The following is a 253-nucleotide window of genomic DNA, read 5'->3' as shown; positions in this document are numbered from 1 at the left end:
TTCATGGCTGCTACAACCTGCTCATGACTCGACTTAAAGAAATTGGCTTCGACTTTGAAAATGATTTGTTGGTTGCGGTTGGTGATCTGGTGGATCGTGGCACTCAAAACATTCAGTGTGTTGAGTTGTTATCCAAGTCATGGTTTACGTCAGTGCGCGGTAATCATGAGGATTTATGTATTGGTGGACTGCATAACGAATCCTATAAGCGTTGTCATGTATCGAATGGTGGTGAGTGGTTTTACATTCTGGA

The 253-nt window shown here is 42.7% G+C and carries 1 protein-coding gene; it reads left to right on the top strand.

What is annotated here, in order from left to right:
* Positions 1 to 253, top strand: a 253-nt coding sequence (locus RRF55_RS27510; RefSeq protein WP_439419229.1) for a metallophosphoesterase, incomplete at both ends; no start/stop codon positions are given.

The organism is Klebsiella sp. K47 (assembly GCF_051858335.1).
In the GTDB taxonomy this organism is placed as follows: Bacteria; Pseudomonadota; Gammaproteobacteria; order Enterobacterales; family Enterobacteriaceae; genus Klebsiella; species Klebsiella pneumoniae.
This window is presented reverse-complemented; position numbering and strand designations above follow the sequence as displayed.